Origin of the sequence: Bacillus cereus group sp. MYBK101-2 (assembly GCF_051918845.1) — a bacterium.
GTDB classification, from domain to species: Bacteria; Bacillota; Bacilli; order Bacillales; family Bacillaceae_G; genus Bacillus_A; species Bacillus_A paranthracis.
Window position 1 is genome coordinate 81,309 of sequence record NZ_JBQAIE010000006.1, and the last position, 21,755, is coordinate 103,063.

Below are 21,755 nucleotides of genomic sequence, written 5' to 3' on the forward strand. Positions count from 1 at the left end.
TATGTATTTTTATATAGTAGATGATGAAAAAGCGGTTCGCTCAATGTTGGCTCAAATTATCGAGGATGAAGATCTTGGAGAGGTTATAGGAGAAGCTGAGGATGGTTTATCTTTAGAGCAACACATGCAAACCCTTAAAAAGATTGACATTTTATTTATCGATTTGTTAATGCCGATTCAAGATGGAATAAAAACAATTCGTCAAATAAAGCCTTCGTTTAAAGGAAAAATCATCATGGTTTCTCAAGTAGAATCAAAAGAATTAATTGCTGAAGCTTATTCGCTTGGCGTTGAATACTATATTATTAAGCCAATTAACAGAATTGAAGTATTAACAGTTGTTCGGAAAGTCATTGAACGAATTCGTTTGGAAAAATCGATAAAAAACATTCAAGAATCGCTTAATATGGTATTAAAATTGGATAGTAATGCAAGTACGCAAGAACAATACCGTAATGAAAAACATTTAAATACTTTTAATCACTTTCAAAATTCCATTCATTTTCTTTTGTCTGAATTAGGAATAGCCAGTGAAAGTGGAAGTAAAGATTTAATGGATATGCTAGATTATTTATATAAATATGAACAAGATAACACGTTGGAACAAGGTTTTCCTTCACTAAAAGAGATTTTTATGAATTTAGCTCAAAAAAAACTTGGGGATTCAGCTGAAGACGCCGAATTAAAAAGGTTCATAGAAGCTTCCAAACAACGGATTCGGAGAGCGATATATCAATCATTAAACCATTTAGCTTCCCTTGGACTTACTGATTTTTTAAACCCGAAGTTCGAAAATTATGCTTCTAGATTTTTTGATTTTACTACCGTAAGGAGAAAGATGACAGAATTGAATAATGAACCAACATTACCTGCTCGTATTGATACGAAAAAATTTATTCAAGTTCTTTATTTTGAAGCAAAACGAATACACTTGGAATTAAGATGATAAACTCTTGCTCATTAGTATTTTCAATTAATAGATTGATAGTTGTTTTCATGTTATTTGTTTTATATAGTCTTTCTAAGAGTGGATTTTCCTTTATTTCATATTGATTTTAAAATCAGAAAATTCCGTATCGATTTGGTAGAAGTGTATGAACTTAGAACAAAAGAATATGTATTTTTTATTTTTTTAAACATTAATATTCATTAAAAAAAACGAGTATTTCCACAATAAAATATAAATACATAGTAAGTTGAGTTGAAAAAAGATGCTATCTTCTAGCATCTTTTTTTCTTTAAGAGGAAATATCATCGATCCTTATATTATTTGAAATTCAAATGCGGGCATATAAATAAGGGAAAAGGAGATAATATTTAACAAATTATAATTGGAAATGGTATTTTAGGTCAGAAATGTTTTTATACTAACTAGGTTATTGGTACGAAATAAGCATAATGTCTTGCTTTTCTGCTCTTTAATCTTACAGTTATTTTTTATTAAGTACATACCGTTCTTTAGAAGTCTCAATCCTAGCAGAGTATATAAATTGGGTGATAAAAATGTGGAACATAATTACTTCTTATCTTCCGGATTGGAAAGTCTTTGTACAAGCTTTTATCTTGTTTTTAATTCCGTATACTATCTCAAGATTTTTTCATTGGGTTCGTATGTCAGAGAAAGAGTGGGAAGAATGAGTTGGTGGAAGTCAAGAGACAAACAAGTGAAAAAAAATAATATTCAAAGTAAAACGAAACAAGAGTATAAACCTTCTCAAAATACAATCGTTCATTTCACAAATGATTTTGCCTCTAACTTAGAACTTATAAAGCAACAAATCGGACATAATTCTGATGTTCGTTTTCGGAAGTTTAATATTGGACGCACAGATATTCAAGCTGGGATCATTTTTGTTGATGGTCTATCAGATAAAGAGATCATTGACAAACACATTATGAAGTTACTAATGGATGATTTTTCTGATGAATATAAAAATGAATCTTCTTATGTGGAGGGGACTGTTTCAAAAGAATATATTAAAAATAAAGTTCTTACAATTAGTGAAGTAGCAGAAGTCCATTACATAAAAGATTTAATACCCAAAGTATTGATAGGTTCAACAGCTCTTTTAATTGATGGTTTAGCAGATGTGTTTATTCTTGGTACAACAAAAGCAAATAAACGAAACATTGAAGAACCAGTATCGGAGGCATTAGTCAGAGGGCCACGGGTCGGTTTTACTGAAGTATTAAGTGATAATACCTCACTTTTGCGACGACATTGTGCGGATGAGAGTTTATCATTAGTAAAGCTACCAGTAGGAGAACGTGCAAAGAAAGAGTTAGTTATCGCATTTATTAACGATCTTGCTAGTACAGAATTAGTGGAAGAAATAAAAAGTAGAATTCAGAAAATTGACATAGATAGTGTACTCGAATCTGGTTATATAGAGCAACTTATTGAAGATAATTATCTAAGTCCTTTTCCGCAGATTCAAAATACAGAACGACCTGATCGTGTTATTAGTGCTTTGATGGAAGGTCGAGTAGCTATTTTGTTAGATGGAACACCATTTGTTTTAATTGCTCCAGTTACATTTAGCATGCTGCTGCAATCACCAGAAGATTATTATGAAAGGTGGCTTCCTGGTACACTTCTCCGCTTATTACGCTTCATGACAGCTTTTGTTTCATTATTTGCTCCAGCACTGTATATTTCTTTCATTTCATTTCATCCAGGATTAATTCCCACTAAGCTCGCTATTTCTATTATCGGATCGCGAGAAGGAGTTCCTTTTCCCGCTTTAATAGAAGCGTTAATTATGGAAATAGCTATCGAAGTTTTACGAGAAGCAGGTTTACGTCTGCCTAAACCGATTGGACCGGCAATGGGAATTGTGGGCGGTTTAATAATTGGTCAGGCTGCCGTAGAAGCAGGAATTGTTAGTCCAATAATGGTTATCGTTGTTGCGGTAACAGCTATTTCTTCTTTTACTATTCCGCAATATAGTGTGGGAATTACGTTACGCATTCTTCGTTTTGTAGCTATGTTTTGTGCTGCGATATTTGGCTTGTATGGAGTTATTCTCTTCTTTCTTTTACTTTGCAGTCATTTAGTGAAACTGAAAAGTTTTGGCGTTCCTTATACCAGCCCTGCTGTTCCATATCGATTCAGTGACTGGAAAGATTTTATGGTTCGCATGCCATTAAAAATAATGAGACGTCGACCGAAAATAATGCATACCAAAAAAACTATCCGCAAAAGGTAGCTGATGACGAAAGGAAGTGACCTTCAGTGATTACTATACCTAAAGATCGAATAACAACTTCACAAGCAGTTGTTATAATTGTAAATTACATACTTGGGACAGGAATTCTCACTTTGCCCAGAGCATCTGTGGAAAAAGTGAAAACACCAGATGTATGGTTAAGTGTGATATTAGGTGGGATACTCGCAATGGTTTCAGGAGTAATTATGGTCAAATTAAGTCAGCAGTTTCCAGAAAAAACATTTTACCAATACAGTCAAGATATTGTAGGGAAATGGATAGGCAGATTGCTTAGTTTTCTTATTATAGGGTATTTTCTTACAACTTCAGCATTTCAAATTCGTTCAATGGCAGAAGTAATAAGCTTTTTTTTGCTCGAAGGAACCCCCACATGGGCTATTGTTATGCCTTTTATGTGGATAGGTCTCTATTTGATTATGGGTGGTATTAATTCAATTGCACGGATGTTTGAAATAATATTTCCTATTACTGTTTTTATTTTTTTAATCATTTCCTTTATGAGTATCGGAATATTCGAGATAGATAATCTCCGTCCCGTATTAGGTTTGGGAATTAAACCAGTGTTAGATGGGATAAAAACAACGTCTCTCGCATATACAGGTCCTGAAATTATGTTAATTCTTTTGGTATTTATGGAACAACGAAAGAAAGCAGTAAAAGCTATTTTAGTTGGAATTTCTATACCGTTAATCTTTTATGTAATAACTGTTGTAATGGTCATTGGTGCATTATCAATTGATGGGGTTGTAACAAGAACATGGCCGACAATTGACCTTATGCGCAGTTTTGAAATTTCTGGTTTGATATTTGAACGTTTTGAATCTTTACTGCTTGTAATATGGATTATGCAAATATTTGCTACCTATACGATTAGTTACTATGCAGCTGCATTAGGATTAGCGCAACTCTTTAAAAAGAGTATTCATCCGTTTATTTTTGCTTTGATTCCAATCATTTACATCATTGCTATGACTTCGAAAAATACAAATGACTTGCTTAAATTGGGGGATATGCTCGGTAATGTTGCATTATTTTTATTTGGTTTACTACCACTGCTTCTTCTTATTATTACGCGATTAAAAGGAGGAGTAGTGTGAAACATAAATTTAATTATATGCGGTTCTATTTGGCTTTGTTAGGGACGCTTTTGCTTCTATTTTTAACAGGATGTTGGAGCAGTAAAGAAGTAGAAGAGTTGAGCTTAACTGCAGGTATAGCACTAGATAAAGGGAAGGATTCAATAATTGAGAAAGAGGATGAGGAAGGAGGTTATCCTAAAAGAAACCTTATAACAGCTACTTATCAAATTGTTAGTTCGCAAGCACAAAGTAAAGGAAATGGACAACAAAAACGTTATATAAATGTTTCTGAGACTGGTGATTCCATTCATCAAATTGTTCGTGAGTTTTCATTGAAAAGAGAGAGCACAATGTTCAGCCCACATTTAAAAAACATTGTTATTAGTGATAATCTTGTACGTACATACAGTTTAGAACAATTACTTGAACAGTATCTCCGTGACAATGAAGTTCGGCTTAGCTGTATGCTCTTAATTAGCAAGGGTCTAGCGAAGGAGGTACTGGAATCAAACAAAAAAGGAGAAATCCCAGCATTTCGTTTGTCTGGAATTGCAGATAATAGAAATAGAACAACAAGGATTTTACCTCCTGTATCGCTCGCTAAATTGGAAGGAAAGATGCGGTCAGGGTCCAGTTTTCTTTTGCAAAATGTAATCTCGATACAAGGAGAAACAAAATTTGCAGGAGCTGCTGTAATTAAAGGGAAGACAAAAAAGTTGATAGGCTTTTTAAATGAACAGGAATTGGAAGGAGTAGTATGGATAAACGGAAAAAGGAATGGTGGTGTGGTAAAAACTTTTGATAAAGAATCAAAGAAACTCATTATATACGAAATAAAGTCAATAAAAAGCAAAATCATACCACATGTTAACGGAAATAATATTTCCTTTGATGTAAACATTGAATCAGAAGGGCGTTTGTCTGAAAATTGGATGCAATCAGGAAAAGATTTTGAAAATGAATTTTTTAAAAGAGAAGAAAAAGCTATTGAAAAAGAAGTAAAGCACTTAGTACATCATGTTACAAAAAAAATACAAAAAGAATATCAAGTCGATATTGCGGGTTTTGGAAACCAATTAAGAATTAAGCACCCGAGAACATGGGAGAAAGTCAAAAAAGATTGGGATCGAACATTTAGTAAAGTACCGATTAAATATCATATAAATGCAACTATACAAGATTATGGAGCATCAAGTTTAAAACGGTGAGACGTCTCAATTGACCTTATATTTACACAAAAACAAAAAGTTACGAAAATTTTAATTTGAAAATTTTTGTAACTTTTTGTTTTTTTATGTCCTTCTTATTATAGATTAAAGAAATGATTTTATTAAAAGTTCATTCTTTATCCTATACACTTCTTTTGCACTATAAAGTAAATAACAACCGTTACTAATGGTGTTTTATTTAGCGTTAGGAAAAAAAGAGGAATCGTTATATATCCTTTACAAGTTTGAATAGGAGGGAGTTTGAAGTGCAAGCGAAAGCAGTGCAAATAGAAGGGGATTTTGAAAATAAGTAATTATTAGAGGTATATGTAAGCTCTATATAGGAAGGAGAATTTTTAAATTCTATTGATAAACCCAGTAATTGTAATAGCCCTTATTTAGAATAATAATTTCAAAATCAATAAAATTTAGAGTAGAAGGAGCAAGAGCAAATTATTATGAATAAACAAATAGGATTCATCGGATGTGGAAACATGGGTATTGCTATGATAGGTGGGATGATTAAAAAAAATATAGTTTCTCCAGATCAAATAATTTGTTCAGATTTAAACGTCATTAATTTAAAAAATGCTAGTAATGAATATGGCATAACTATAACTACTAACAACAATGAAGTCGCTAACAGTGCTGACATTTTAATTTTATCAATCAAACCAGATTTATACTCATCGGTAATTAACCAAATAAAAGATCAAATAAAAAATGATGTAATCGTTGTAACTATTGCTGCAGGAAAAAGTATTAAGAGCACTGAGAATGAATTTGGTAGAAAGTTAAAAGTTGTTAGAGTAATGCCTAATACACCGGCACTTGTTGGAGAAGGAATGTCTGCGTTATGTTTTAATGAAATGGTTACAGAAAAAGATATAAAAGAGGTACTGAACATATTTAATATTTTCGGCCAGACGGAGGTCGTAAATGAAAAACTAATGGATGTTGTTACATCTATTAGTGGTTCTTCTCCAGCATATGTGTATATGTTTATAGAAGCCATGGCAGATGCTGCTGTACTTGGCGGTATGCCGAGAAAACAAGCTTATAAATTTGCGGCTCAGGCTGTATTAGGTTCTGCAAAAATGGTATTGGAAACAGGAATACATCCAGGTGAATTAAAGGATATGGTTTGTTCTCCAGGTGGAACGACGATAGAAGCTGTAGTAACGCTAGAAGAAAAAGGTTTAAGAACAGCTATCATTTCAGCTATGAAACGTTGTATGCAAAAATCTATGGAAATGTCTAGTTTAACTAGTAAGTGAGAAGCGAATTTATATAATATTTCAAATCTATTTAATGTAAAAGAAATATTATGAGGCTAGTTAATAACTAAGTAAATTTATATACAACACTAACGAGATGAACAAACCTTATTTTAAAGGGGATACAGAAAATATGAGTAATTTACTAAAAAAGAAATCCGTTACACAATTGTTAGAGCATAATCAAAGCAAGACTTTAACGAAAACATTAGGAGCATTTGATTTAATTATGTTAGGAGTAGGCTCGATAGTTGGAACAGGTGTTCTTGTCTTAACTGGATTAGTAGCAGCAAGAGATGCTGGTCCAGCAGTTATTTTTTCATTTGTACTTGCAGCAATTATATGCGGATTTATAGCATTATGTTACGCAGAAATTGCTTCTACACTCCCGGCGTCTGGTAGTGTATATACGTACTCATATGCAACAATTGGTGAGTTTGTTGCTCATCTAGTAGGTTGGTCATTGCTGTTAATATATATCGTGGCAACAGCAGCTGTCGCTGCTGGATGGACAGGCTATTTCCACAATTTAATAAAGGGATTTGGATTAGAGATACCTAAAGCTCTAGTAACGATTCCTTCGCATGGTGGTATTGTGAATCTACCAGCAGTAATTATTACATTGATATTGGCATGGATGTTATCCCGTGGTACGAGGGAAAGTAAACGAATCAATAATATAATGGTATTGATTAAAATTGGTATGATTTTATTGTTTATTACAGTTGGTATATTCTATGTAAAACCAACGAACTGGATACCAATTGCACCATACGGTTTAAGTGGGATTTTTACGGGTGGAGCAGCTATTTTATTTGCTTTTACGGGTTTTGATATATTAGCAACTTCAGCAGAAGAAGTAAAAGATCCGAAACGTAATCTTCCCATCGGTATTATTGCATCATTAATCATATGTACAATTATTTATATTATGGTATGCCTTGTTATGACAGGAATGGTTTCCTATAAAGAATTAAATGTTCCTGAGGCAATGGCTTATGTAATGGAAGTTGTAGGACAAGGGAAAGTCGCTGGTGCAATTGCTGCAGGTGCTGTAATTGGCCTTATGGCTGTTATTTTTTCAAATATGTATGCGGCAACACGAGTATTCTTTGCAATGAGTCGTGATGGATTGTTACCGAAATCATTTGCGAAAGTTAATAAGAAAACTGGAGCACCCACTTTTATAACTAGATTGTCAGGAATAGGGAGTTCTATAATAGCTGGGTTTATTGATTTGAAAGAATTGGTTAATTTAGTTAATATAGGTAGTTTGGTGACGTTTGCGTTAGTTTGTCTATCAGTTATTATTCTCCGTAAATCTCACCCAAATTTAAAACGTGGATTTATGGTACCTTTTGTACCTGTATTACCAAGCGTTTCAATTGTTTGTTGTGTGTTTTTAATGCTAAATTTACCGTTAAGAACATGGTTGTACTTTAGTATTTGGATTACTATTGGGGCGGTCATATATTTCTTTTATTCGATAAAACACAGTAATTTAAATGAGGAAACGATCTCGAAATTACATGATAAAATTGCGAGATAATAATGATAGAAAATTTTATTAATAATCATATTGATAGTTGAGTAAAATAGAAACAGTTTTTTGACATTTAGCAAGAAATAAAATGAAAAATCCTAGGACAGCTGAGTGCCTTTTTTAGAAACCTTGCCTGTTTTTCATGATTTAAAACTAATAAGGAGAGGAAAGTATGAGTGAATTGCATTTTATGAGTCTAGAAGAACTGGATAATGAATTAGAAAAAGATGACAGTGGTATTTATTTTATTAAAGATTATAATGACAATATTATTTATATAGGCAAGGCTTTTAGTATAAAAAGTAGAGTATTAGCTCATTTTAATAGTTATTCCAATATTAAGGAATATGTACATTTATTTAATAAAGTAGCGTATCTCATTGAAGATAGTTTGTTAAAACGCTCATTGTTACAAGTTACTTATATGATTAAATATAAACCAGTATTAAACAAAGAAGTCCAAAAAGAATTCCCAGAGTTATATACTCAATACATTAAGCAAACAAATAAAAAATCCATGTTGTTAGAAATTGATGAAGCTAAAGAAAAAAGGGATGAGTTAAAGAATAGATTAGTAAAATTAGTGGGTGGAAAAACTATGTTTTATGACATAATTTCTCTGTTAAACAATGGATATAACTATCATGTCCTCGCAAAAGTATTGAGCATAGAACTTCAAACTTTAATTATAATGAAAGAACACCGAAACAAATTCCCGATACCACATAATTATAAGAGAACAATCAAGCATCAAGATATAATGTATGCTTTATCTGGAAAAAAGAATTTAAGTACGTCAAGGTTAAACACTTAACTTTAAAGTAGTAAATTCGTTGCTTTTGTAGCTTTTGTTGTTATATTGAAATGCAATGTACATTTGTGTTTCAAATTTAATTGGTGGAATAAGGGGAGAGAAAGAGTTCCCATAAAAGTACTAGAAGAAATTAGGTTGCTCATGCTTAAATAGCATAATTAGGCACATGTTATTTATAAATATATTGGAAGTGCAATTATAAATATTCAAAGATACAAAAGTAATACAAATGAAATTCTTACTTCTGCTACTACAAGTACTATTGAGCAAATGAAGTATGAAATTGCTTTTGAACTAGGATTCACACTGGGACCTGATACATCATCATCTGTAAATGGTTCGATCGGTGGAGAGATTACAAAACGCTTAGTTCGAATGGCTGAAAAACAGTTAACAGGTCAATACAGATTACACTAAGAAAATAATCCGTATATATATATATGGATTATTTTTCCTTTAATTTACAAAAAAAATAAATTTTGAAATTGAAAAAACATCTCAGATTCCTTTGTAATAACCTTTTGTGGTCGCTTTAATGTAATAGGTATCGAAAGAAGATTTGTTCAATACAAGCGATGTATGAGCCCTTAAAAGAGTTTTGATGTTATTTGTAATTTTAATTCCATAATACTTAAGCCAATATAATAAAATGTTTTATGTCTAAATCGATATAAGGTAATGATTATTAAGAGATATTTCTTTTTTTATAGAATAAGTAAAACTAATGTTGCGACCAGTAATATAATGCCATTTTTTTGAATATTCCATTCGTTATTTTTAGTTGATGAAAAGACCTTTCTCTCAATTAAAAGTTTAATTGAGTACTTGAATTTCCTTCACCTTGTACTTTTCAAAGCATAGTGCTTCAAAAATAGCCTTATCACTTTCAGCTGTTTCCAATTTTATGACTTCGTTATTATCTTTTTTTAAATTTGGAACGAAGTGGTTTTTCAGTTTCACATTTAAATTAGCAGTATTTATTTTTGGAATTCAATTTGTATAAGTGATTGAATTGGAACTTTGTCTGTTGTTTCTTGCGGTGGTACAGTATCTCCTGTAACTTTCGCTGTATTTTAAATCTTTTTCCAGCTTGGTCCTCGCATTGACTACCACTGTATTTTGTAGTACTTCACTGTTTTCACAAGTTCAATAATATATCTTGTAGAATTAAGAAAAGAACTTAGTGTATTTCCTTTACTTATCTACTCTGATATTTAGATGCTAACTACAACTTAAATAATATATGATTTTTATAAAAAAGATATAGTAATATTTTGTTGTGAATTGTACTAATTTGATATTTTATAGTATTATTTGTCGTGAATTATATGTAACAGAATATATTTTATGGATCTATAAAGGAGAATGTAATGAATACTTCCATCGATATACAACACTTGTGTGATCTTGCACATAAAGCATTTAATGCCCCTGTGCATATTTTGTCTACAGACAGAAAAATTTTATATCATTCTACATCTGATAATGTTTGTAGTCCTTTTTATGCTTCAAAAGAAGAACATCTTACTGATATTTATCAAGAAAACGATCCCTGTAACTTGCCACTTTTCCGAAGTAACAACTATCTTGAAAATTTTGTTCTAATTCATATAGAAAATCATGATGATATTAAAGGGACAATTATAATCGGTCCTACTATACATTCAAAAGATTCAGATGATATGATCATAAAATTTCAGAAAGAATTTAAATCAAATGATAACATTCAAGAAAGACTTGCCTATTATCAGTGTTTATCTGAGATTAAAAAAACTACATTAATTGATATGGGAATTTTATTACATTACATGATTTTCAATGAAAAGTTAGATGTAGATATTGTCTTGGAAAAAAATAAAGTACTAGAGGAAGTTCCTAATAAAATTGTGAAACCTGATTTATATATTTTAAAACGCCGACAAAACAAACCTAAAACGCACAATATGGCATTAGTAAATGATTTCTTTTCGACTATCAAAGAAGGGAATAAAAAAAAGTTAATACAGTATATGTATGCGGTTTCGCAAGAAGATGTTGAACTTATGCTAATAGAGGATCCGCTCAGGAATCAAAAAAACCTTGGAATTATTGCGATTACCTTAGCCACTCGATATGCAATAGAAGGAAACCTGCCACCAGATATTGCTTTTGCTCATAGTATTTTATATATACAAACCCTAGAACAATTAGATAATGTAGAATCTGTAAAGCGATTGTCAGGGGACGCTTTACGTACCTTTGCAGATCGTGTGAAAGAATACAATGCAAAAAAGTATTCTTACGCGGTTACTACATGTATAAAACATATTAATAAAAATGTTTACGATGGAATATCTCTGAATGAACTTGCTAATCATTTAGAAATTACGCCTACTTATCTGTCTAAACTATTTAAAAAAGAAATGGGAATTACTTTGAGCGAATATATTCAAAGGGAACGAGTGGAAGAAGCAAAAAAATTATTAACACTCACTACTTATTCGTTATCAGATATCTGTGCGTGGCTTAACTTTAATGACCAAAGTTATTTTATAAGAGTTTTCAAAAAAATCACTAGTATGACTCCTAGGCAGTACCGTGAAAAATATACAGTAATATAAGCTTGTTATATACTGTCTCCAATGTAAAGACTTAAACAGGGGTATAAGTATCCCAAAAAATGAAAATTCACTAACCATTATTTTGTTAAAGGAAATAAAAAGATAGAAGGCTGCAAAGTGCTCCAAGGAAACTTTGCAGCTTTTTTGTAATTTAAAACCTATGTTTATAACGATGATAAGTTTATAGACTAATATCTTCATACTAAATATTTATTAATTATTATATTAGGATGTTTTTTGAAAAAATCAACAATATAACATATATTACTAAATATATCTACATGTTATGCAATTATACATAACTAAATAAAGGTAAAAAAGTATAAAAAGACCTATTATATTATTCTATAAGTATTTTTTCTAAAATAAAATTTCTTGGTTGAGCTAAAATAGTTATTTTTAATCGTATACACATTAATTTGTAATCATTCCAATTACAGAAATGAAATTTACGAATAACTATATTTATATAATTTTTTTCGGGGCATATTTTTATTTAACAGTAAATTATCGAGCTTAATCGACAAAATTTTTCTATTTACGCATTAAAAATTTAATGTTTTAATGAACAACATAACTGGTATGACCAGACAGAAAGGAGAAGGTTACGCTAATAGGAATTATAGTGAAGTTGTAAGTAACATTATGTCGTTAATAATTTTCTAAATAGTCAATTTGTTTATAGGAGGTCAAGAATCAAATTGGTAATAAACGTGTTCTAAGTTTCTGCATAACAAAAGTGAAGTTATTCCGCAATAAAAGTATAAGCAATGTACAGTATAATTTCATCTTTCGTTGTCTAGTAAGGAGTTTGCTGACAAAACTAAGAGGGATATTATCAAATTGAAATTAAACAATGTTATGACAAGATTAACTGTAAGCATTGGTTTATTGATCCTCACGATTCTGTAAGTTAAACCGCAACTTTAGGAAAGAATTAATAATTTACTACTCATAAGGTGCCTGATTCAAATATAGTTAATAAATTTTTGTTATTTATATTTTAAAAAATAGAGTATCGAAATGAGAGATAAATAAAATCCTTACATCCTATTAGAAGTAAAAAACAACGATATTAACGTATCTGAAAGATTTCTCCTTCTTATCCAGTTTACAAAGAGAGCGGTCGTACAAGTTATATGAATTAAGTTATAAAAACAATGGTAAAGGAGTGTACGGAATGAAAACTAAAATAATGACAGGATTATTAGTCACATCCATTGTAACTGGAGCAACTATTCCTATCAATACTCTCGCAACACCAATCGTTCAAGCGGAAACTCAACAGGCAGGCATGGATATTTCCTCTTCATTACGAAAATTAGGTGCGCAATCTAAATTAATCCAAACGTATATTGATCAATCTTTAATGAGTCCTAATGTACAGCTAGAGGAAGTCCCAGCTTTAAATACGAATCAATTCCTAATCAAACAAGATATGAAGGAATGGTCATCGGAACTCTATCCACAGTTAATTCTATTAAATTCAAAAAGTAAAGGATTTGTAACAAAATTTAATAGTTATTATCCGACATTAAAATCGTTTGTAGACAATAAAGAAGATAGAGAAGGGTTTTCGGATAGACTTGAAGTACTTCAAGAAATGGCTATGACGAATCAAGAAAATGCGCAACGACAAATCAATGAATTAACAGATCTTAAATTACAGCTTGATAAAAAATTAAAAGATTTTGATACTAATGTGGCAACTGCGCAAGGCATACTAAGTACAGATGGAACAGGAAAAATAGATCAGTTAAAAAATGAAATATTAAATACCAAAAAAGCAATTCAAAATGATTTACAGCAAATTGCATTAATACCAGGGGCTTTAAATGAGCAGGGATTTGCTATATTCAAAGAAGTTTATAGTCTTTCAAAAGAAATTATTGAACCAGCTGCTCAAGCAGGGGTGGCAGCGTATAACAAAGGAAAAGAAATTAACAACTCTATTCTAGAAGCGGAGAAAAAAGCGGCGCAAGAAGCGACAGAACAAGGTAAAACTGCTCTAGAGATTGAATCAGCAAAAAAAGCAGCTCGTGAAGCAATTGAGAAAAGCAAACAAGGTGAAATAGCAGCCGCAGCCGCAGCAAAAACACAAGAGTATGACCTGATGAAGGTCATTGATACCGAAAAGATTAAGAAAACATTTGGCGTTTTTGCTGAAGTAAATAAATTAACAGCAGAACAGCGAGCATATTTAGATGATTTAGAGAAACAAAATCAAAAAATATATGATTTAACAACGAAATTATCAATAGCTGATTTACAAAAATCAATGCTTCTTCTTACACAAAATGATTTGCATACGTTTGCAAATCAAGTAGATGTAGAACTTGATCTACTAAAGCGCTATAAAGAAGATTTAAATCTAATAAAAAATAGCATTACAAAATTATCTACTAATGTTGATACAACTAACGAGCAGTCTCAAAAAGATACATTAAGACAATTAAAAAATGTAATAAGTTACCTTGAAGAGCAAGTATATAAATTTTGATATTACGTTTTAGTAATCTACAAAGAGTATAAGCATATAGCGAAAGAAGGAGAATAGTCATGAAAAAATTTCCATTCAAAGTACTAACTTTAGCTACATTAGCAACTGTTATAACTGCTACTACCGGTAACACTATTCATGCATTTGCACAAGAAACGACCGCTCAAGAACAAAAAGTAGGCAATTATGCATTAGGCCCCGAAGGACTGAAGAAAGCATTGGCTGAAACAGGGTCTCATATTCTAGTAATGGATTTATACGCAAAAACAATGATTAAGCAACCAAATGTAAATTTATCTAATATCGATTTAGGCTCAGAGGGGGGAGAGTTGCTCAAAAATATTCACCTTAATCAAGAGCTGTCACGAATCAATGCGAATTACTGGTTAGATACAGCGAAGCCGCAGATTCAAAAAACTGCTCGTAATATTGTAAATTACGATGAACAATTTCAAAATTATTACGACACATTAGTAGAAACTGTACAAAAGAAAGATAAGGCAGGTCTAAAAGAGGGCATAAATGATTTAATTACTACAATCAATACAAATTCAAAAGAAGTTACAGATGTGATTAAGATGCTACAAGACTTCAAAGGAAAACTATATCAAAATTCTACAGATTTTAAAAATAATGTTGGTGGTCCAGATGGGAAAGGTGGATTAACTGCAATATTAGCAGGTCAACAGGCAACGATTCCACAACTTCAAGCTGAAATTGAGCAACTTCGTTCTACTCAGAAAAAACATTTTGATGATGTATTAGCATGGTCAATTGGTGGTGGATTGGGAGCAGCTATTTTAGTTATTGCAGCTATTGGAGGAGCGGTAGTTATTGTTGTCACTGGCGGTACAGCAACACCAGCTGTTGTTGGTGGACTTTCAGCTCTTGGAGCAGCTGGTATCGGTCTAGGAACTGCGGCTGGTGTTACAGCATCTAAGCATATGGACTCCTATAACGAAATTTCTAACAAAATCGGAGAATTAAGTATGAAAGCAGATCGTGCTAATCAAGCAGTTCTTTCGCTTACTAACGCGAAAGAAACATTGGCATATTTATACCAGACTGTAGATCAAGCGATATTGTCTCTAACAAATATTCAAAAGCAATGGAATACAATGGGCGCAAATTATACGGATTTACTGGATAATATCGATTCTATGCAAGACCACAAATTCTCTTTAATACCAGATGATTTAAAAGCTGCTAAACAAAGTTGGAATGATATTCATAAAGATGCAGAATTCATTTCAAAAGATATTGCTTTTAAACAGGAGTAGAACTGAAATTTAAAACCTAAATTGGAGGAAAATGAAATGATAAAAAAAATCCCTTACAAATTACTCGCTGTATCGACGTTATTAACTATTACAACTGCTAATGTAGTTTCACCAGTAACAACTTTTGCAAGTGAAATTGAACAAACGAACAATGAAGATACGGCTCTTTCTGCAAATGAAGCGAGAATGAAAGAGACCTTGCAAAAGGCTGGATTATTTGCAAAATCTATGAATGCCTATTCTTATATGTTAATTAAGAATCCTGATGTGAATTTTGAGGGAATTACCATTAATGGATATGTAGATTTACCTGGTAGAATCGTACAAGATCAAAAGAATGCAAGGGCACATGCCGTTACTTGGGATACGAAAGTAAAAAAACAGCTTTTAGATACACTGAATGGTATTGTTGAATACGATACAACATTTGATAATTATTATGAAACAATGATAGAGGCGATTAATACAGGGGATGGAGAAACTTTAAAAGAAGGGATTACAGATTTACGAGGTGAAATTCAACAAAATCAAAAGTATGCACAACAACTAATAGAAGAATTAACTAAATTAAGAGACTCTATTGGACACGATGTTAGAGCATTTGGAAGTAATAAAGAGCTCTTGCAGTCAATTTTAAAAAATCAAGGTGCAGATGTTGATGCCGATCAAAAGCGTCTAGAAGAAGTATTAGGATCAGTAAACTATTATAAACAATTAGAATCTGATGGGTTTAATGTAATGAAGGGTGCTATTTTGGGTCTACCAATAATTGGCGGTATCATAGTGGGAGTAGCAAGGGATAATTTAGGTAAGTTAGAGCCTTTATTAGCAGAATTACGTCAGACCGTGGATTATAAAGTAACCTTAAATCGTGTAGTTGGAGTTGCTTACAGTAATATTAATGAAATGCACAAGGCGCTTGATGATGCTATTAACGCTCTTACTTATATGTCCACGCAGTGGCATGATTTAGATTCTCAATATTCGGGCGTTCTAGGGCATATTGAGAATGCAGCTCAAAAAGCCGATCAAAATAAATTTAAATTCTTAAAACCTAATTTAAATGCAGCGAAAGAAAGTTGGAAAACATTACGAACAGATGCTGTTACATTAAAAGAAGGAATAAAGGAATTAAAAGTGGAAACTGTTACTCCACAAAAATAGGGAAATATTAATTCTGTTGTAAAGTGAACTAAAACATAGAAAGTCTATGATTACACTGTTAAACAGAAAAGTAATAATTAATAAATCCTTATATAACAGAAAGGCGGAGTCTCATTAAAGACTTCGCCTTTCAATTATATAAGTATGATTCGAATAAAAAATAAGCTTGTAGTTTCATTGCTTTTTTAAATTTGCAACAGAATCGGTTAATTTGAAGCAGGTTATATACATTTTCTTTAATACTTAATGATTTGAAGGCTGCTAAAGAAAGTTCAAACGATAGTGATAAAAGATGTAGAACTTATTTTGAAAGACATCGCTTTTTAAGAAGATTAGAACTTGAAACCATACTCTATAGAGGAGGAATACGAAATGATGAAAAAAATCCCTAATAAACTACTCGCTGTATCAGCGTTTTTAACTATAACAACTACTTATGCAGTCATACCACTAGAAACTTTTGCAATTGAAATTGAACAAACGAACAATGAAAATATATCTCTTTCAGCAAATGAAGAACAGATGAAAAAAGCTTTGCAAGATGCTGGTTTATTTGCAAAAGCTATGAATGAATATTCTTATTTGCTAATTCATAATCCAGATGTGAGTTTTGAAGGAATAACTATTAATGGAAATGCAGATTTACCTAGTAAAATTGTACAAGATCAAAAGAATGCAAGAGCACATGCTGTTACATGGAATACACAAGTAAAAAAACATCTTTTTGATACATTGACAGGCATTATAGAATACGATACAAAATTTGAAAATCATTATGAAACATTAGTAGAGGCGATCAATACTGGAAATGGAGATACTTTAAAAAAAGGGATTACAGATTTACAAGGAGGAATTCAACAAAATCAAAAGTCTGCAAAAGCATTAATAGAAGAATTAATTCAATTAAAAAATGCTATTGGAGAAGATGTTAGAACATTTGGAAGTCATAAAGAGACATTGCAATCGATTTTAAAAAATCAAGGTGCTGATGTGGAGGCGGACCAAAAGCGTCTAGAGGACCTTTTAGGACAAGTAAAATATCAGAAAGACATAGAATCTAAGGGGTTAGACATGGTGAAAATCCCTTTTATTCCAACCTTGATTGCTGGTGGCATAATGATAGGTGATGCAAGAGGTAAGTTAGGTTGGCTAGAACCTGAATTAGCAAAATTACGTCAGACTGTAGATTATAAAATAACATTGAATCGTATAGTTGGAGTTGCATTTCATAATATTAGTGATATGCATAGTATGCTTGATAGTGCTATCACTGCTCTTACTTATATGTCTACACAATGGGAGGATTTAGATTCTCATTATTCGGGTGTACTGGGACATATTGATAAAGCTGATCAAAAAGCTGATCAAAATAAATATAAATTCTTAACCCCTAGCTTGAATGCAGCGAAAAACAGTTGGAAAACATTAAAAACAGATGTTGTCACTTTGCAAGAAGGGATAAAAATTGCAGAGAAAAAAGAACAGGATTTTTTGAATCAGCTTCGTCCATCAAACGTTTTCTACTTTTATAAAAAAATTCATAACGCATACACTTTTGAAATAAAGACTGGAACAAATGCGCCAAATGCGTCTTATAAAGTTATGAATTTAACTAAAAACACTGTTCATAATATGTGGAGTGGAGGGGCTAATACTAACATGTGGGCTGATTGGCTTTCATTCAATCCAAATGATGAATTTGCGGTAGTAGCAGTAGTGGATGGTAAAGAATATGTTGTGTATAAAGACAAAGTACAAAATATAATGAACTGAATCTGAAAAGTAACGAAGTAATTGGAGCTGGACAATAAACTGGACACCAAGTTAATTGAAAAATCTCCTTATATCCTAGAATACTTTGCACAAGAAAAAGAATTTGTTCAACGAAAAAGTAAATATTGAACCAAGGAGTTAGTTGTATTATGTGTATGGTTTTAACAAAAGGTTTCAAGTGCTTTACTCATACAATTATGTAGTTATCCTGAAGTATCTACAGGTGTTCTAATCAACTCTTAAGATCCTAAGTGGAGTAATTTTATACAAAATTAAGTGAACGTTTTTGTACATAGATTAGTTGACGTTTATATAGGCTTTTTCTAGTTTTAAAGATAGTTTTGTTTTTTGTGTTATTTTTCAAAAATTACAGATGAAATTTCTATATTCATGAACTTAGCGCATAATGATTGTTCGATGAAACGACATACCACGTCCCTTAGAGTTTTAGACATATTAAGATAACTTAAAGAAAAAGATAATAGTAGTCAACGGTTACTATTATCTTTTTTGAACTATTTTTCATTAAAATATCTCATCTGCTGTGCCCCTTATTTACTTTTCTAGATTTTATCCTAGTTTAAAATTTATGCATTTGAACTGTTTATACAATTTGTAGGATTTTTAGCTTTTTTGTCGAATGCACTTAATGCAAGGAGGGACATTACATGATTATTAAAGATTATTTCATCAACCTTTCTATTTTTTCTTTATTAGTTAGCGCAGCAATATTTATTCAAGTGTTTACAATTAATTCTAGTCGATATTTCGAAAAGCTCTATGGAGGGATTATTGCAGTTACGTTAATGTTCTTTTCTTTTCCATACATGGGATTTTCCTACGATCTTCGAGTTGTTCCTCTTATTCTATCTTTTATTTACTTTGGTCGTATTGCTGGTTGGATTACGTTAATTAGCATAATTTTAATGCGTATCTTTTTCACTGGAGGGTATTGGGAACCTCCTGTGATTGCTTATTTAGGTATGGGGATTCTATTTTCTACTTTTAAAACTTATTTTAAAAAACTACATCCTTTTAAAAGTGCATCTTTATATTTTTCTGTTTTTATTGGAATAAAGTGGTTAGTTGGCGTATTATTTAATACTACATTACTTTACACAGGAGGCTTATTATATATAGCGTTAGGACTTTTAATTGGGCTATTTCTTATGGAAGCCTACCAGAGATTGTATTATTTAACCCAGGACTTATCTAAAATAAATCGAGAATTAAAAAAATCGAAGCAAGAACTTGCAGATACCGTACATGAGCTTCAAGGAGGAATTTTTAAATTTAAAAAAGTGGGTAAGCACTTTATACACACTTTATGTGATGGACAGTTTTATTATCAAAACGGATTTTATTCTGAACAGGTGGTAGGAAAAAGCTTACGTACTATTGATGCTTCTATTGTTCCTCCACATTTAGTTCCACAATTGATGAAGTACTATCTTCAGGCATGGGAAGGAAACGAAATTATATTTGAATTACCTTGGCCAAATGATAAAACTATTATTCTTATTGCGCTTAGGCCGATTAAACGAAATGGACAAGTTATTGAAGTTGTTGGTTCTACAGTTGATATAACTGAAAGGAAAAAGGTAGAATCAGAATTAAGCGCTACCAAAGAATTATTAGAATCATTTATAAAGCACAATCTAGATGCTATTACCATTTCTGATCGAGAAGGGCATATTTTACAAGCTAATAAAGCTTATGAAAAGATATTTGGGTGGTCATCACAAGAAATCATAGGTAAGAGATTACCGTGTGTACCAGATTTTTTAATGGAAGAATCGCTTGAAAATATTCGGAAAATTCTAACAGGTGAATCGGTAGTTACTAGATTAGAAACTGTTAGACAACGGAGCGATGGGAGTCTTCTTGATATTAGTCTGACAGTTTCTCCTATACTAGATGTAAGAGGAAATGTAATAGCTTTATCAGCAATATGTAGAGACATCTCTGAAAGAAAACAAGCAGAAAGAGAACGGCATCGATTACACCAGCAATTAAGAGATAGTGAAATGAAGTACCGTGCACTAATCGAACAAGCAACTGATGCGGTATATGTAGTAGAGCTGAATGAAGATAATGTTCCAAGTCGATTTATTGAGGTAAACCCTGTTGGGTGTAGAAGATTTGGATATAGTAGAGAAGAGTTGCTCTCATTATCATTTTCAAATATAGTACCACAAGATTCTCAAATAATCGTAAGGTTATTAGAAAAAATTAAAAAGGGACAAACTTCCTTCACTTTGCAAGATGAATATGTTTTTCCAACAGGAAAAGTAATAACAACTGAGTTTAGTGTTCGTGTTTTTAACTTAAATGGGAAAAAAGTTTTCCTAAGTATTTCTCGTGATATCACTGAACGGCTAAAAACAGAAGAATTATTACGAAAATCTGAAAAACTTGCTGTTGTAGGACAATTAGCGACTGTAATGGCTCATGAGATTAATAATCCATTAACTGCAATGAAAGGGTTCATGCAATTACTAAAATCAACGGAAAATGAGAATAATCAGGGTTATATTAATATAGTATCATCAGAGATTGAGCGTATAGAGAGCATAACAACTGAATTTATGGCGGTAGCCAAACCACAGGTGGTAAAAATGCAACCTAATAATATTAGTGTGCTAATGGATCAAGTTTTAATGCTACTACAACCTCAAGCAATGATGCATAATATAAAATTTAGAATCGATCTTAACCCTGGTATTCCATTGATTTCATGTGAAGGAAATCAATTAAAACAAGTATTTGTTAATATATTAAAAAATGCAATTGAATCTATGCCGATGGGAGGAGAAATTCTCATTCAATTAAATATACTTGATAATAATCAATTAAGCATTCGTTTTATCGATCAAGGGTGTGGGATTCCAAAAGAACGTATACCATACCTCGGAGAACCTTTTTATAGTATTAAAGAAGAGGGGATTGGCTTAGGGTTAATGATCTGTTATAAAATTATTGAAACACATCAGGGAAAGATATTTATTGAGAGTGAAATGAATACGGGGACTATAGTTGAAGTCACTCTTCCTATTTGTACACTTCAAAATTAATATATTCTTTTACTGAAATTTTTTAAGAAACCATACAGAATGTAATGCTAATGTTACTTAATGAAATAATAAAGAGAAGAACACTGGTAAATGTACCCGATAGAATAGACACTTGAAAAAGCTTGTTATAAAAACATCCTTTCTTTAGAACCAAAAGAAAGGATGTTTTTAATATTGTAATTATGCTCGAAAAAATTTCTGGTTTTTACTTTT

At 31.7% G+C, this 21,755-nt stretch carries 14 protein-coding genes and 1 pseudogene; all 15 read left to right on the forward strand.

Annotated elements, in window-relative coordinates; translation table 11 throughout:
* The first annotated feature begins 1 nt into the window (after window position 1).
* The 15 genes and pseudogenes from ACTFSI_RS14225 (at window position 2) to ACTFSI_RS14295 (ending at window position 21,542) form a co-directional block, all read left to right on the forward strand.
* Complete coding sequence (locus ACTFSI_RS14225) at window positions 2–946, forward strand: response regulator (RefSeq protein ID WP_138321680.1); 945 nt, start codon at window positions 2–4, stop codon at window positions 944–946.
* Between the two features lie 688 nt (window positions 947–1,634).
* Window positions 1,635–3,209: a spore germination protein gene (locus tag ACTFSI_RS14230; protein ID WP_138321682.1), complete on the forward strand. Its 1,575-nt coding sequence runs from the start codon at window positions 1,635–1,637 to the stop codon at window positions 3,207–3,209.
* A gap of 26 nt (window positions 3,210–3,235) precedes the next feature.
* Window positions 3,236–4,327 carry a spore germination protein gene (locus tag ACTFSI_RS14235; RefSeq protein WP_000628608.1) on the forward strand — a complete coding sequence of 364 codons (1,092 nt, stop codon included), beginning with the start codon at window positions 3,236–3,238 and terminating at the stop codon, window positions 4,325–4,327.
* Entirely contained in the window at window positions 4,324–5,517 is a 1,194-nt protein-coding gene (locus tag ACTFSI_RS14240) for a Ger(x)C family spore germination protein (RefSeq protein WP_138321684.1), read from the forward strand. Before ACTFSI_RS14235 ends, ACTFSI_RS14240 begins: the two co-directional genes overlap by 4 nt.
* 458 nt (window positions 5,518–5,975) lie before the next feature.
* On the forward strand, window positions 5,976–6,794 hold the full coding sequence (gene proC, locus ACTFSI_RS14245; protein WP_001041295.1) for a pyrroline-5-carboxylate reductase: 819 nt from the start codon (window positions 5,976–5,978) through the stop codon (window positions 6,792–6,794).
* 133 nt (window positions 6,795–6,927) lie between these two features.
* Window positions 6,928–8,343, forward strand: a complete 1,416-nt coding sequence (locus ACTFSI_RS14250) for an amino acid permease (RefSeq protein ID WP_138321686.1) — start codon at window positions 6,928–6,930, stop codon at window positions 8,341–8,343.
* A 166-nt stretch (window positions 8,344–8,509) separates the two neighbouring features.
* Window positions 8,510–9,151: a nucleotide excision repair endonuclease gene (locus ACTFSI_RS14255; RefSeq protein ID WP_001292174.1), complete on the forward strand. Its 642-nt coding sequence runs from the start codon at window positions 8,510–8,512 to the stop codon at window positions 9,149–9,151.
* Between the two features lie 198 nt (window positions 9,152–9,349).
* Window positions 9,350–9,568, forward strand: coding sequence for an alpha/beta-type small acid-soluble spore protein (locus ACTFSI_RS14260; RefSeq protein WP_041184118.1), 219 nt, complete (start codon window positions 9,350–9,352; stop codon window positions 9,566–9,568).
* Window positions 9,569–10,521: 953 nt separating this feature from the next.
* Entirely contained in the window at window positions 10,522–11,751 is a 1,230-nt protein-coding gene (locus tag ACTFSI_RS14265) for a helix-turn-helix domain-containing protein (protein WP_001097928.1), read from the forward strand.
* 1,180 nt (window positions 11,752–12,931) lie between these two features.
* Window positions 12,932–14,251, forward strand: a complete 1,320-nt coding sequence (gene hblC / locus ACTFSI_RS14270) for a hemolytic enterotoxin HBL lytic component L2 (RefSeq protein ID WP_000850232.1) — start codon at window positions 12,932–12,934, stop codon at window positions 14,249–14,251.
* A gap of 59 nt (window positions 14,252–14,310) precedes the next feature.
* Entirely contained in the window at window positions 14,311–15,531 is a 1,221-nt protein-coding gene (gene hblD / locus ACTFSI_RS14275; protein ID WP_000714437.1) for a hemolytic enterotoxin HBL lytic component L1, read from the forward strand.
* A 36-nt stretch (window positions 15,532–15,567) separates the two neighbouring features.
* A complete protein-coding gene (gene hblA, locus ACTFSI_RS14280; RefSeq protein WP_138321692.1) occupies window positions 15,568–16,695 on the forward strand; it encodes a hemolysin BL binding component B in 1,128 nt (375 codons plus the stop codon).
* Window positions 16,696–17,067: 372 nt separating this feature from the next.
* Window positions 17,068–18,468, forward strand: coding sequence for a hemolysin BL regulatory component HblB (hblB, locus tag ACTFSI_RS14285; protein ID WP_000976157.1), 1,401 nt, complete (start codon window positions 17,068–17,070; stop codon window positions 18,466–18,468).
* A 21-nt stretch (window positions 18,469–18,489) separates the two neighbouring features.
* A pseudogene (locus ACTFSI_RS14290) lies at window positions 18,490–18,705 on the forward strand (hypothetical protein); the annotation flags it as partial.
* A gap of 431 nt (window positions 18,706–19,136) precedes the next feature.
* Window positions 19,137–21,542 (forward strand): PAS domain S-box protein, encoded by a 2,406-nt coding sequence (locus ACTFSI_RS14295; RefSeq protein ID WP_440045440.1) that lies wholly within the window; start codon window positions 19,137–19,139, stop codon window positions 21,540–21,542.
* Window positions 21,543–21,755 lie beyond the last annotated feature (213 nt).